We start from the raw sequence: 12,373 nt of genomic DNA, 5'->3' as shown, positions 1-12,373 counted from the left end.
GGCGGCGGCAGACCGGGGGCGGGCCCACGGACGGCTGCCGCGGGCCCGGACGGGTCGCGACCTGCGATGACCGCACCGGCAGCTGCATCAGATGAGCACGTCGTCCTCACGGCCGGGCCAAGCGAGAGTGATCCCGACGCGGTCGCACAGGGCGACCCACCGCGCATCCGACGGCTCGCGCTCGACCCACAGGACGGCCGCCACGGAGGTGGCCCTGTCCCTGAGCCGGTCGTGGTAGTCGAGCAGCTGCCCGATCCCCGTCCGAAGCTGACGGGTCTCATTGGCCGGCGTCAGCGACTTCACCTCGCACACCGTCAGCTCAGCAGTGCTCCGCCGCCACCCCAGGTCGAAGTCGGGGTCCGCGACACCTGGCGAGAAGGCTTCCAGTCCGCGCGCAGCAGCGGCCTCGGCCAAGTCGTTCTGTAGCTTGCGGTGCGCCTTGAGGTTCCGCCCGACGAGATCCGCGTCCGCAGGGCCGGGCCGAGCGGGGGACGGCTGGACTGACTCGTCCGCCTCGCGATATCCACGACCGACGGGGACGCCCGCCGGCTGAGTGGCCCTGCCGACCGGCGCCAGGTGGAACCGGATGACCGGCCGCAGCGGACCTCCCCCCGTCTCCGGCGCCTCACCCCAGGAGTACGGCTGTTCCGGGTCCACCGCGAACTCGCCGACGTACCGAACGGTGCCGCGTGACCCCTCGAAGAGCCGCAGTGCGAGCCCGAGGCCCGCGTGGTCACGCGTGGATGCGTTCCCCAGGCTGTCGAAGGTCTGCGGGCCGGTCTGTCCGTCTCCCGTGTAGTGGAACGTGCCGTCTTCGGCCCAGGTGTCGAAGTAGCCGTGCTGGTGCCCGGTCTCGGGGTCGCTGAACAGCAGCACGTTCTTCGACTTGGCGCACTTGCTGATGCCGCCCTGGCGGCTGCCGCCGTACCGGTCGTGCAGCTCCTTGCGCTTGACGGTCTGGCCGGGCAGGAGGTGCCAGGCGGGTGGGGTGTCCACGACGTGACCGTCGGCGAAGGCCTCTTCGAAGGCGCTCCACTGCCCCTCCGTCACCCGGTGCGGGTTCGCGGCGTACAGCGTGTTCAGCGGCGACTGTTCCTCGAAGCGGGCATCCGCCGTGAACCGCTGCCGCGGGATCGCCCCGGGGAGCCATTCGTCCATGACCAGCGGTGCGTACCAGCGCGTTCCGGGGTCCTCCTGCCAGTACTCGTCCGGCGCACTCGCCTGCTGCGTCGGGACACCCGTGATGCGCCCCCGGCCGACGAGTCCTCCGAGAGGCCCCGTGACCCACATGACGAACCGATCGCCGGCGGCCAACTCCGTCCTGTACCGCCCGACGCTCCAGGAGCCGAGGCTGTGCCCGTCCTGCCGGTACCGGTCGAGCTCGAACATCTCCTGGTTGCACGCCAGAAGCCACGTCGCCATGCCCACCCCCGTGGGTCGAGAAGATCAACCCCATGAGGCTACGACAAGGCACTGACACTCCACGGAGTCCGACGGCCCGCGGACGGCCCGGGCCGATCGGCGTCCCGGGCCGTCCGCGACCGCGCCTACAGCACCGGCAGGTTCTTGCGCAGCTCGAACGCGGTGACCTCGGAGCGGTACTCCTCCCACTCCGACTTCTTGTTGCGCAGGAAGAAGTCGTAGACGTGCTCGCCGAGCGTCTCGGCGACCAGCTCGCTGCGCTCCATGAGCCGGATCGCCTCGCCCAGGTTCTGGGGCAGCGGCTCGATGCCCATCGCCCGGCGCTCCCCGTCGGACAGCGCCCAGACGTCGTCGTCGGCGCCCGGCGGCAGCTCGTAGCCCTCCTCGATGCCCTTGAGGCCCGCGGCCAGCAGCACCGCGTACGAGAGGTACGGGTTCGCCCCCGAGTCCAGGGAACGGACCTCCACCCGCGCCGAGCCGGTCTTGCCGGGCTTGTACATCGGCACCCGGATCAGCGCGGAGCGGTTGTTGTGGCCCCAGCAGATGTACGAGGGCGCCTCGCCGCCCGCACCCGCGGTGCGCTCCGAGCCGCCCCAGATGCGCTTGTACGAGTTGACCCACTGGTTGGTGACCGCGGAGATCTCCGCGGCGTGCCGCAGCAGGCCCGCGATGAAGGAGCGCCCCACCTTGGAGAGCTGGTACTCGGCCCCGGACTCGTAGAACGCGTTGCGGTCGCCCTCGAAGAGGGACAGATGGGTGTGCATCCCGGAACCGGGGTGCTCGGAGAACGGCTTCGGCATGAACGTCGCCTGCACGCCCTGCTCCAGCGCGACCTGCTTCATCACCAGCCGGAAGGTCATCACGTTGTCGGCGGTGGACAGCGCGTCCGCGTACCGCAGGTCGATCTCCTGCTGCCCGGGGGCGCCCTCGTGGTGGCTGAACTCCACCGAGATGCCCATCGACTCCAGCATGGTGATGGCCTGCCGGCGGAAGTCCATGCCGACGTTCTGCGGGGTGTGGTCGAAGTAGCCGGAGTTGTCGGCGGGCGTCGGCCGGGAGCCGTCCAGCGGCCGGTCCTTCAGCAGGAAGAACTCGATCTCGGGGTGGGTGTAGAAGGTGAAGCCCAGGTCGGACGCCTTGGCGAGGGCCCGCTTGAGGACGTACCGGGGGTCCGCGAAGGACGGCGAACCGTCCGGCATGAGGATGTCGCAGAACATCCGGGCCGTCCCGGGTGCCTCCGCGCGCCACGGCAGCACCTGGAAGGTCCCCGGATCGGGCTTGGCGATCATGTCGGACTCGTACACCCGGGCGAAGCCCTCGATGGCGGAACCGTCGAAGCCGATGCCCTCGTCGAACGCCTGCTCAAGCTCCGCGGGCGCGACCGCGACGGACTTCAGGAAGCCCAGCACGTCCGTGAACCACAGGCGTACGAACCGGATGTCGCGCTCCTCCAGCGTGCGGAGCACGAACTCCTGCTGCTTGTCCATTGTCGACTTCCACCCATCCTTGCTGGTCAGGCCGCGTGCTCCGGTGCCATGGGACAAGGTCCGGTCACGAGCATCCCCTCACACGGTTTCGGGCACGTTTCGGGCGTGGGGCCGACTGTGCGCGACCGGCCGCCCGCCGTGGCTCAGTGCCCATACTGCCTGCTGATCCGGGTTGCCGTAACGGCCGGGCCCGCCGTCGGGGAATGCGGGGGCCCGGCGTCCGTCGACCGGACCGATCAGCCCAGCCGCCAGCGGGTCTGGCCGAACGGCTCCCCCTTGGCGAAGGCGAAGACGGTGCGCGGCGGGACCCGGAACACCCAGGCGACCCCGCCGTCCGCCTCGAAGGCGCCCCCGCGCACCTCGAACGCCCAGTCGGGCCCGTAGGCCGACTGCCAGGCGCCGGCCAGCTCCTGAAGCTCCGCCTCGTCCGTGACCCGCTCGGCCCGGCCCTCCACCACCACGTCCGTACCTGTGTCCCAGGCGGGCGTGCCGGTGGTGAGGACCACCTCCGGGTTCTCCGCCAGGTTCAGCGCCTTGCGCTCCCCGGGGCCGGTCGCGAAGTGCAGCGCGCCGTCCCACCACACCGAGATCAACGGGGTGACGTGCGGTCGGCCGTCCGGGCGTACCGTCGAGACCCAGAACGTCCCCGCGCCGGACAGCACCTCCTCCACCCGCGACCACTCGGTGGGCTTCGCCCCCGGCGAACTGAAGTCGGCGTTGAGTTCTGCGTTCGGTGCGCCCTGCGGCATGGTGCGGCTCCTTCGTCACGGCCCGGCCCCCGCCCCGGCGACGGGGTGCGGCACAGGGTAGACGGTGCTCCCGGGCGGAACCGATCGGTCACGACGTAGGCTCGGCGTGCCGCGTGATCTCCCGGCCGGTTCCGGGACGGTCCGCACCACGGGAAGGGACGGGCGGCGAAACGATGGCGGGACGGGACGGACGGAACACGGGGCCGGCGGGCGCACCGCCCGGGCGGGCCGGCGCGACGGCGGTCGGAAGGACGCGGCGATGACGGTGCCCCAGGGGCGCAGGAGCAGCACGTTCACCCGGCTGCTGCGGCACGGCTTCACCGACCCCTCCGCGGCCGAACGGCTGCTGGACGGCGCGGCGCTCGCCCCGGTGCGCGCCGACCCGGTGCTGCTCGACGCGCTCAGCCGCACCGCCGACCCCGATCTCGCCCTGCTGGGGCTCTCCCGGCTGGTGGAGGCCCAGCCGGACGAGGTGGGCGCCCGGGAACTGCTGGACACCCTGATCACCGCGAAGCCCCTGCGCGACCGGCTGCTCGGGGTGCTCGGCGCCTCCGAGGCGCTCGCCGACCACCTGGCCCGGCACCCCCGGGACTGGCTGGCCCTGGCCACCTACGAGGCGCAGGACCTGCACCCGGGCGTGGGGGAGTTCACCCGCCAGCTGGCCGGGGCCACCGACCCCGTGTCGCTGCGGGTCGCCTACCGGCGCTGTCTGCTGTCGATCGCCGCCCGGGACGTGTGCGGGACCACCGACGTCGCCCAGACGGCCGCCGAACTCGCCGACCTCGCCACGGCGACCCTGCGGGCCGCGCTGCGGCTGGCCTGCGCGGCGGCCCCCGAGGACGCCGCCAAGTGCCGGCTCGCGGTCATCGCGATGGGCAAGACCGGCGGTCACGAGCTGAACTACGTCTCCGACGTGGACGTCATCTTCGTCGCCGAGCCCGCCGCCAACGGCAGTCACGACGGCAGTCACGGCAGCCATGACGGTAACGACAGCCGCGACGGCAACGGCGGCGAGGAGGCCGAGGCGCTGCGCGCCGCGACCCGGCTCGCCTCGCACCTGATGCGGATCTGCTCCGAGACCACGGTCGAGGGCACCATCTGGCCCGTCGACGCCAACCTCCGCCCCGAGGGCCGCAACGGGCCCCTGGTGCGCACCCTCTCCAGCCATCTCGCCTACTACCAGCGCTGGGCGAAGACCTGGGAGTTCCAGGCCCTGCTCAAGGCCCGACCCGTCGCCGGGGACGAGGAACTCGGCGCGCGTTACGTGGCCACGCTCGCGCCCCTGGTGTGGCAGGCGGCCGAACGGGAGAACTTCGTCGCCGACGTGCAGAAGATGCGGCGACGCGTGGTCGAGAACATCCCCGCGGGCGAGGTCGAACGGGAACTCAAGCTGGGCCCCGGCGGGCTGCGGGACGTCGAGTTCGCGGTGCAGCTCCTCCAGTTGGTGCACGGCCGCGCCGACACCTCCCTGCGCAGCGGCACCACCCTGGACGCGCTCGACGCACTGGCGCGCGGCGGCTACGTCGGCCGGGTCGACGCCACCCAACTCGATGACGCCTACCGCTTCCTGCGGACCCTGGAACACCGCATCCAACTGTTCCGGCTGCGCCGCACCCATCTGGTCCCCGAGGACGACGCCGATCTGCGCCGCATCGGCCGTTCGCTCGGCATGCGCACCGAACCCATCACGGAACTCGACCGGGCCTGGCGGCGGCACACCTCGGTGGTGCGGCGGCTCCACGAGAAGCTGTTCTACCGCCCGCTGCTCGACGCCGCCGCCCAACTCGCCCCGGGAGAAGTCCGGTTGAGCACCGAGGCGGCCCGGGAACGTCTGGTGGCCCTCGGGTACGCCGACCCGGCCTCGGCGCTGCGGCACCTGGAGGCGCTCGCCTCGGGGGTGAGCCGCAAGGCCGCCATCCAGCGCACCCTGCTGCCGGTGCTGCTCGGCTGGTTCGCGGACTCGGCCGATCCCGACGCGGGGCTGCTGAACTTCCGCAAGGTGTCCGACGCGCTCGGCAAGACCCCTTGGTACCTGCGGCTGTTGCGGGACGAGGGCGCCGCCGCGGAGAACCTGGCCCGGGTGCTGTCCGCCGGGCGACTGGCCCCGGACCTGCTGCTGCGGGCCCCCGAGGCGGTGGCCCTGCTCGGTGACCCCAGCGGACTGCGGCCCCGGGGCCGGGCCGCGCTGGAACAGGAGATCCTGGCCGCCGTCCGCCGCGCGGACGGGGTGGAACAGGCCGTCGGAGCGGCCCGCGGGGTGCGCCGCCGGGAACTCCTGCGCACCGCCGCCGCCGACATCGTCTCCTCCTACGGCACCGAGGAGGAGCCCGCCGTCGCCGATCAGGGCGCGCTCGTGGACCTGGTGGGCGGGGCGGTCTCCGACCTGACGGCCGCGACCCTGGCCGGCACGCTGCGCGCGGTCGTCCGCGCCGGCTGGGGCGACGAACTGCCCGCCCGGTTCGCCGTCATCGGCATGGGGCGCTTCGGCGGGCACGAACTGTCCTACGGTTCCGACGCCGACGTCCTGTTCGTGTACGAGCCGCGCGCCGGCGTGGACGAACAGGTCGCCGCGAAGGCCGCGAACACCGTCGTCGCCGAACTGCGCAGACTGCTCCAGATCCCCAGCGCCGACCCACCGCTGCTCATCGACGCGGACCTGCGCCCGGAGGGCAAGAGCGGACCGCTGGTACGGACCCTGGGCTCGTACGCGGCGTACTACCGGCGCTGGTCGCTGGTGTGGGAGGCGCAGGCCCTGCTGCGGGCCGAACCGGTCGCCGGGGACGTCGAGCTGGGGCAGCGGTTCATCGAACTGGTCGACCCCCTGCGGTACCCGGCGGAGGGCGTCGGGGTGGACGCGGTCCGGGAGATCCGGCGGCTGAAGGCCCGGATGGAGTCCGAGCGGATGCCCCGGGGCGCGGACCCCACGCTGCATACCAAGCTGGGGCGCGGCGGTCTCTCGGACGTGGAGTGGACGGTGCAACTGCTCCAACTGCGGCACGGCTGGGCGGAACCGGGCCTGCGCACCACCCGGACCCGTGAGGCGTTGGCGGCGGCCCGCGCGGCGGAGCTGCTGGGCGGTGAGGAAGCAGCCGTCCTCGACGAGGCGTGGGTGCTCGCCTCCCGGGTGCGCAACGCGGTGATGCTGGTGCGCGGCCGGGCCGGGGACACCTTCCCGTCCGACGGGCGCGAACTCGCCGCCGTGGGGCGTTACCTGGGCTACGGTCCTGGCCAGGTCGGCGAGATGCTCGACGGCTACCGACGGGTCACCCGGCGGGCCCGTGCGGTGGTCGACGAGGTGTTCTACGACTCCTGAGCCTTCCCGCTCCCGCTCCCGCTCGCGCAGCCGAAGTCCGGTCCGGCGGGGAGGGGGAGCCGCGGCGTGTCCCGGCACCGGCCGGAGCGGAGGACCGCAACGGGCCGGGAGCCGGGAACCGCCCTCGGACGTCAGCCGAAGAGGCCGCCGACCGAGCCGAAGGCGTCGCTGACCGGGTCGGTCACCGCGTCGGTGGCCGACTCGACGGCTTCGGTCGCCGCGTCCGTGGCCGCCTCGGTGGCCGCGTCGGTGGCGTCGCTGATCGCTCCGGTGATGAAGTCCTCGATGGGCACGGTGAACTCCTGTGAGTCGCACGGGCGGAACGACCGGCGGCCGCTCCGGGTGGAGCCGAAGATCCACACTTTCGTGATCGTCTCAGAGCGAACTCGTCCGCGCAAAGGTTCGGTTGCCGGTTCGGGGCCCCGGCCCCCGACCGGTCACGACCTGTCGGCCCCCGGTGCGCGCAGCGTCGCGACATGGGCGACGAAACCGGTGAGCGCCAACTCGAAGGCCCGGTCCGCGCGCCCCGGTCCCCCCGCGGCCAGGGCGTCCGCGAGGTGCGGGGTGGGCGTCCGGTCGGGGAGCTCCCACATCGGGTCGGGGGCGGCGAGGTCCAGCGCCGAGCCCAGCACCAGGTTCTCCAGGGCGATGACGACCGGCATCACGTCGGGGAGCCGGAACCCGGCGCCCAGCAGCCGGACGACCGCACGTTCGTACTGGGCGAGCACCCGGGGCGCGCGCACCGGTGAGGTGGTCAGCAGGGGGATCGCCCGGGGGTGCGCGGCGAAGGCGGCGCGGTAGGAGCGGGCCCAGTCCGCCAGCGCCCGCTCCCAGGGCTCGGCGTCGAGCGTCCCGGAGTCGATCGCCGCGCAGATCCGCTCGCGCAGCAGCTCCACGATGCCGTCCCGCCCGTCGACGTGGTGGTAGACGGAAGCGGTCCGCGCCCCCAGCCGGGCGGCGATCCGCGGCACGCTGAAGTCGCCCTGTTCGTCGACGAGTTCCAGTGCGGTCGTGGTGATCCGCTCGCGGTCGAGGAGCGGGGTGCGGGGGCGTCCCATGCCGTGGGCCTTCCGTCGGGGGCGCGGAGGCCGCGCGGACCGGGCCTTCCGGGCCTCTCCGGCACAGGCTACCGTGGCAAAACCGAAAGCCTTTAGGTTTCGGGTGGCCGGACGGGAGAGGAACCGTGACCCGCGCCGCCCGCCGCGAGAAGGAGCATCCGATGCCGCACCCCGCCGCCCCCGCCCCGGACACCGCCGCCGACCTCGTCCTGACCGGAGCCCGGGTCCGCACCCTCGACCCCGCCCGTCCCGCGGCCACCGCCGTCGCCGTGCGCGCGGGCGTGATCACCGCGGTCGGCGACGACGCCGACGTCCGCGACTGGCGCGGTGCGCGCACCGAGGTCGTCGACCTCGCCGGGGCGACCCTCGTGCCCGGGCTCACCGATGCGCACAGCCACCCCGTGTGGGGGCTGGAGATGGCCACCGGAGCCGATCTGACCGGGGTCACCGACCTGGCGGGGCTGCGCGCTGCGCTCGCCGCCGCGGACCGGATCGACGGCTGGGTCCTCGGCTGGGGCCTCGACCACAACGCCTTCGGCGGCGCCGCCCCGCACCGGGCGCTGATCGAGGAGGCGGTGGCCGGCGCCCCGGCCCTGCTCCGCCTCTACGACGGCCACTCCGCACTGGCCAGCGGGGCCGCCCTGCGCGCGGCCGGCGTCACCGGGCCCCGGGAGTTCACCCAGCGCGCGGAGGTCGTGTGCGACGCCGAGGGGCCCACCGGCCATCTGATCGAACACGCCGCGATGGAACTCCTCACCCCCGTACTGCCCCGGCTGCCGCACGCCGAACGGCGCGCCCGACTGCTCGGGCTGCTGTCGTCCATGGCGGCCACCGGGCTGACCGGCGCCCAGGTGATGGACGCCGGTGACGTGGCCCTGCTGGCCGCCGTCGCCGAGGAGGCGGACCTACCGCTGCGGCTGCGGCTCGCCCCCTGGTGCATGCCCGGCGCGGACCGGGACGCCCTGGACGAGCTGATCGCCCTCCAGGGGCGCGGCGGCCGGGGCTGGCGGATCGGCGGGGTGAAGTTCTTCATGGACGGCACCGTCGAGGGCGGCACCGCCTGGCTGGACCACCCGGACTGCCACGGCCGGGGCACCGAGGCGCTCTGGCCGGACCCCGCGGCGTACGCGGACGCCGTGCGCCACCTGCACGCGGCCGGGGTCCGCACCGCCACCCACGCCATCGGCGACGCGGCGGTACGGCACGTCCTGGACACCGTCGCCTCGCTCGGCGACAGCGGACGGCTGCGGCACCGGATCGAACACATCGAGACCGTGCCCGACGACACCTTGCCCCGCTTCGCCGCCCTCGGCGCCATCGCCTCCATGCAGCCCCCGCACAGCGCCTACACCCGCGCCGACCACAGCGACGAGTGGTCCCGGCGGCTCGGTGACGAGCGGGCCGGGCGGGCCTGGCGGGTGCGGGACCTGCGGGACGCGGGCGCGGTGGTCGCCCTCGGGTCCGACTGGCCGATCGCCCACTTCGACGCCCGGTCCGTGCTCGCCACCGCCCGGGCACCGCGCGGCGCGGCGTCCGCCCGGGCCGGGCTCACCGGGCTCATGGCCTTGGAGGGGCTCACCTCGCACGCCGCGCTCGCGGCCGGGGAGGCGGACGTCGCCGGCCGGATCGCCCCCGGTTACCGCGCCGACCTCACCGCGCTCGGCCTCGACCCGGTCGAGGCCCCCGCCGACGAGGTCGCCGAGGCGGAGGTCAGGCTCACCACCGTCGCAGGGCGCGTCACCCACCGCAGCTGACGCACCGCACCTGACCCGCGGCTCCGGCGGGCGGTTCCAGTGGGCGGCGGGGTCAGCCGCTCGCCGGAACCGTCTGCGGCAGCCGCGAGGGCCAGTCGCCGTACCAGAGGCGGGCGACGCCGTAGCCGAAGGCGAGGCAGAGCATCCCGCCGACCGCGTCCAGCCAGAAGTGGTTGGCGGTGGCGACGATCACGACGAGCGTGGCGACCGGGTAGAGCAGGGCGAGCACCTTCACCCACGGCACCCGCGCCAGGAAGTAGAGGGTGAGCCCGCACCACAGGGACCACCCGATGTGCATCGACGGCATGGCCGCGTACTGGTTCGACATGTTCTTCAGGTCCCCGGAGGCCATCGACCCCCAGGTCTCGTGCACGAGGACCGTGTCGATGAAACCGCCGCCGGTCATCAGCCGCGGCGGCGCCAGCGGGTACAGGTAGTACCCGACCAGGGCCACCGCCGTCGTCGCGAACAACACCGTGCGGGTGGCCGCGTACCGGCCGGGATGGCTGCGGAACAGCCAGACGAGCACGCCGAGCGTCACGATGAAGTGCAACGTGGCGTAGTAGTAGTTCATCCCCACGACCAGCCAGGTGACCGAGTCCACCGCGTGGTTGACCGCCTTCTCGAAGGCCAACCCCATGCTCTGCTGGAGGTCCCAGATCCAGTGGGCGTTCCGCATCGCCTGCGCTTCCCGCTCGGGCACGGCGTTGCGGATCAACGAGTAGGTCCAGTAGCTGATGGCGATCAGCAGGACCTCGAACCACAGCCGGGGCCGGCGCGGCGCCCGCATCCGGTCGAGCAGCCCGCGCGCAGCGTGCCCCCCGGTCCGCCGCGGGGCACTGACCTGCTCGTCCACGGGTGCGACGCCGCCTCGGGGAGCGGCACCGGGCTCCCCGCTGGCGGCCTGCTGCCGGCCTTCCAGTTGTGTCACGGTCGTCTCACCCATGGGGGAAGAGTCTGCCAGATGATGGTGCTAGGTCTGATCATCCCTTGGGAGGGCCCACCCCGCACTCGGTCCCCCTCACGTACCGTCGTCCCTCCTCCGCGCGGAGTACGGGACACCCGGGCGCGGTCCACCACACGACCGGACGCGCCCGGGCCCGGCTCGCGGACGCGGGGGACGGCCCGGCTCACGGACGGGTACGGGGCGGCTCCGCTCGCGGGGCGGGCCGCCCGGGTGCGCAGGCCGTGGACCCCCGGACGACCAGCTCGGGCAGGAACACGAACTCGCTCGGCGGCGCGGGCGTCCCCCCGATCTCCTCCAGCAGGGCGCGCACCGCGGCCCGCCCCATCGCCGGGACCGGTTTGCGGACCGTCGTGAGCGGCGGATCGGTGAACGCCATCAGCGGGGAGTCGTCGAACCCGACGACGGACACGTCACGCGGCACGTCCAGACCGCGCTGCCGGACCGCGCGCACGGCACCCAACGCCATCATGTCGCTGGCGCACACCACCGCCGTGCACCCCCGGTCGACGAGCATCCCGGCCGCCGCCTGACCCCCCTCCAGGGAGAACAGCGAGTGCTGGACCAGCCGCCCCGTGATCTCCTCCTCGTCGAGGCCGAGCTGCGCGCGCACCGCCCGGACGAAGCCCTCGACCTTCCGCTGGACGGGCACGAACCGCCCCGGCCCGAGCGCCAGACCGATCCGGGTGTGACCGAGGGAGACCAGGTGCGTCACGGCCAACTCCACCGCCGCCCGGTCGTCGGGGGAGATGGCCGGCGCCCGCACCGTCGGGGCGAACCCGTCCACCAGCACGAACGGCACCCCCTGGGCGCGCAGCCGCTCGTAGCGCCCCGGGTCGGCGGTGGTGTCGGAGTGCAGCCCGGAGACGTAGATGATCCCGCGCACCCCCCGCTCGACCAGCATCTCGGTGAGCTCGTCCTCGGTGGAGCCGCCCGGGCCCTGGGTGGCGAGCACCGGGGTGTAGCCCTCCCCGGTCAGTGACTGGGCGATCACCTGGGCCAGCGCCGGGAAGATCGGGTTGTCCAGCTCCGGGATGATCAGCCCCACCAGTCCGGCGCTGCGCTGCCGCAGCCGCAGGGGCCGTTCGTAGCCGAGGCCGTCGAGCGTGGCGAGCACCGACCGGCGGGTGGCCGCGGCGACCCCCGGTCTCCCGTTGAGGACCCGGCTGACGGTGGCCTCGCTGACCCCCGCCCGTGCCGCGATGTCGGCGAGCCGTGCCGTCCCCGACGGGGGCGCGGGCCGCCCGTCGTCCACCCACCCCCGGGCCGGGGGCGACACCGGGTCGGTGGGGTGGTGCGCCGCGGGCTGCTGGCTCATCGGGCTCCCTCGTGTTCGTGCCGAACGGGCGTGCGGCTGGGGCGACATGACGGCACGTCGGCCGACCGGGCGGCGCTCACGGGCGACGCACGGTCGGCCCGTCGGCCCGCGCCTGCTCAACGTATACGTAGCCCCGAAGAGCGGCTCCCCGCATGTCCGCGTAGCCCCGGTGGCCCCGAAGAGCCGTGCCCCGCACCCGAACCCGCACCCGCACCGCAAGACCTTGCGAAGGAACGGCGACCTTCTTGCGCATTCTTTCTGCAAGGTATTTCGTAGGGGAAGGCACCGCTGTTACGTTCACCTCTTCC

Annotated in this window: 9 protein-coding genes; 2 read left to right on the top strand and 7 right to left on the bottom strand. The window is 73.6% G+C overall.

What is annotated here, in order from left to right; genetic code table 11:
* Positions 1 to 87: 87 nt before the first annotated feature.
* The 3 genes from ACFV88_RS04460 to ACFV88_RS04450 form a co-directional block, all read right to left on the bottom strand.
* Positions 88 to 1,422 carry a hypothetical protein gene (locus ACFV88_RS04460; protein ID WP_385485866.1) on the bottom strand — a complete coding sequence of 445 codons (1,335 nt, stop codon included), beginning with the start codon at positions 1,420 to 1,422 and terminating at the stop codon, positions 88 to 90.
* A gap of 125 nt (positions 1,423 to 1,547) precedes the next feature.
* Positions 1,548 to 2,909: a type I glutamate--ammonia ligase gene (gene glnA / locus ACFV88_RS04455; RefSeq protein ID WP_385485864.1), complete on the bottom strand. Its 1,362-nt coding sequence runs from the start codon at positions 2,907 to 2,909 to the stop codon at positions 1,548 to 1,550.
* 236 nt (positions 2,910 to 3,145) lie between these two features.
* Positions 3,146 to 3,658, bottom strand: a complete 513-nt coding sequence (locus ACFV88_RS04450) for a pyridoxamine 5'-phosphate oxidase family protein (RefSeq protein WP_385485862.1) — start codon at positions 3,656 to 3,658, stop codon at positions 3,146 to 3,148.
* A gap of 259 nt (positions 3,659 to 3,917) precedes the next feature.
* On the opposite strand from ACFV88_RS04450, the gene ACFV88_RS04445 reads away from it, so the two are divergent.
* On the top strand, positions 3,918 to 6,971 hold the full coding sequence (locus ACFV88_RS04445; RefSeq protein WP_385485860.1) for a bifunctional [glutamine synthetase] adenylyltransferase/[glutamine synthetase]-adenylyl-L-tyrosine phosphorylase: 3,054 nt from the start codon (positions 3,918 to 3,920) through the stop codon (positions 6,969 to 6,971).
* 131 nt (positions 6,972 to 7,102) lie between these two features.
* Here ACFV88_RS04445 and ACFV88_RS04440 read toward each other — a convergent pair whose 3' ends face one another.
* Both ACFV88_RS04440 and ACFV88_RS04435 read right to left on the bottom strand, forming a co-directional pair.
* Entirely contained in the window at positions 7,103 to 7,264 is a 162-nt protein-coding gene (locus ACFV88_RS04440) for a hypothetical protein (RefSeq protein WP_385485858.1), read from the bottom strand.
* A gap of 144 nt (positions 7,265 to 7,408) precedes the next feature.
* Positions 7,409 to 8,029 carry a TetR/AcrR family transcriptional regulator gene (locus ACFV88_RS04435; protein WP_385485856.1) on the bottom strand — a complete coding sequence of 207 codons (621 nt, stop codon included), beginning with the start codon at positions 8,027 to 8,029 and terminating at the stop codon, positions 7,409 to 7,411.
* A 161-nt stretch (positions 8,030 to 8,190) separates the two neighbouring features.
* Between ACFV88_RS04435 and ACFV88_RS04430 the strand changes: the two genes are divergently transcribed.
* Positions 8,191 to 9,783, top strand: coding sequence for an amidohydrolase (locus ACFV88_RS04430; RefSeq protein ID WP_385486044.1), 1,593 nt, complete (start codon positions 8,191 to 8,193; stop codon positions 9,781 to 9,783).
* A gap of 52 nt (positions 9,784 to 9,835) precedes the next feature.
* On the opposite strand, the gene ACFV88_RS04425 is transcribed toward ACFV88_RS04430, so the two are convergent.
* Positions 9,836 to 10,729, bottom strand: a complete 894-nt coding sequence (locus ACFV88_RS04425) for a phosphatase PAP2 family protein (protein WP_385485854.1) — start codon at positions 10,727 to 10,729, stop codon at positions 9,836 to 9,838.
* Between the two features lie 184 nt (positions 10,730 to 10,913).
* Complete coding sequence (locus tag ACFV88_RS04420) at positions 10,914 to 12,065, bottom strand: LacI family DNA-binding transcriptional regulator (RefSeq protein ID WP_385485852.1); 1,152 nt, start codon at positions 12,063 to 12,065, stop codon at positions 10,914 to 10,916.
* Positions 12,066 to 12,373 lie beyond the last annotated feature (308 nt).

The organism is Streptomyces sp. NPDC059816 (genome assembly GCF_042732055.1).
Taxonomy (GTDB): Bacteria; Actinomycetota; Actinomycetes; order Streptomycetales; family Streptomycetaceae; genus Streptomyces.
The sequence above is the reverse complement of the archived record's forward strand: the minus strand, read 5'-3'. Positions and strand labels throughout refer to the sequence as shown.